The 1327-nt window shown below is 35.9% G+C and carries 1 protein-coding gene; it reads right to left on the bottom strand.

Annotation, left to right across the window (positions count from 1 at the left end; translation table 11 throughout):
* Positions 1-341 precede the first annotated feature (341 nt).
* The coding region (locus EC396_RS12590; protein WP_129366991.1) for a UDP-N-acetylglucosamine 1-carboxyvinyltransferase at positions 342-1327 on the bottom strand (986 nt) is incomplete at its 5' end.

Raw genomic sequence — 1327 nt, 5'->3', positions numbered from 1 at the left:
CGAACTGACGTTGTTTTTCTATTCATCACTCATTTTTATTATCGTCACTTCGAGTGTTTCAATGGAACCTTGTGGAATTGAAATGTATCGAGAAGCTCCTCACCTCTAACCCGTTCTCGATACACATTCACTGCGTTGCGGCACTTGAACTGACGGTATCATTGGCAGATTTCACATCAAGTGCGAGATGACGGTGTTTTTTTTATTATTCATTTTTCACTATTCATTGTTAATTATCCAAGCTTGGCTAACTGAATACTTAAAAAATAAAAGATTCCCAGTTAAACTAGGAATCTTTTATTTTTTGCTTTGGACTTTGGACTTTCAACTTTCCAGTTAAATCAATCGATTCTGGTTATTTTTGCTCCAATGGCTTTTAAGCGCCCGTCTATGTCTTCGTAACCTCTGTCTATTTGCTCTATGTTGTGAATGGTACTTTTACCAGTTGCTGAAAGTGCTGCTATTAACAACGAAATTCCTGCTCTAATATCTGGTGAAGTCATTGTAGTTGCTTTTAAACTTGACTCGTGATTCATACCAATAACAGTTGCTCTGTGTGGATCGCATAGGATAACTTTTGCACCCATATCTATTAGTTTATCAACAAAGAACAAGCGGCTTTCAAACATTTTTTGATGAATCAATACACTTCCTTTTGCCTGTGTTGCCACAACTAAAACAATGCTTAATAAATCTGGTGTAAATCCAGGCCAAGGTGCATCTGAAATTGTTAAGATAGAACCATCAATAAAGTTTTGTATTTCGTAACTGTCTTGTGCTGGTATAAATATATCGTCTCCTCTTTTTTCTAATTTAATTCCTAATTTTTCAAAAACACGTGGAATCAAACCTAAATCTGGCCAACTTACATCTTTAATGGTTAATGACGATTTGGTCATAGCAGCCATTCCAATCCAGCTACCTATTTCAACCATATCTGGTAAAATTCTAAGCGCACAACCTTTTAAACTTGTAACCCCTTCAATTATTAGTAAATTAGAGCCAACACCTCTTATTTTTGCACCCATACTATTCAACATTTTACACAATTGTTGTAAATATGGTTCACAAGCTGCGTTGTAAATTGTTGTAATTCCTTTTGCCAATACAGCAGCCATTACTATGTTGGCTGTACCAGTTACAGAAGCTTCATCTAACAACATATAAGTACCTACCAATTGGTCTGCTTCAACACCGTAAAAATTTTCGTCTTTATTGTATCTAAACGTAGCACCTAATTTGATAAACCCTTCAAAATGAGTATCTAGTCTTCTTCTTCCTATTTTATCACCTCCCGGACGTGGAATATATCCCTTGCCAAAACGCG

Origin of the sequence: Lutibacter sp. HS1-25 (genome assembly GCF_004121075.1) — a bacterium.
In the GTDB taxonomy this organism is placed as follows: Bacteria; Bacteroidota; Bacteroidia; order Flavobacteriales; family Flavobacteriaceae; genus Lutibacter.
Note: the sequence above shows the minus strand (reverse complement) of the source record. Positions and strands in the feature narration are given on the sequence as shown.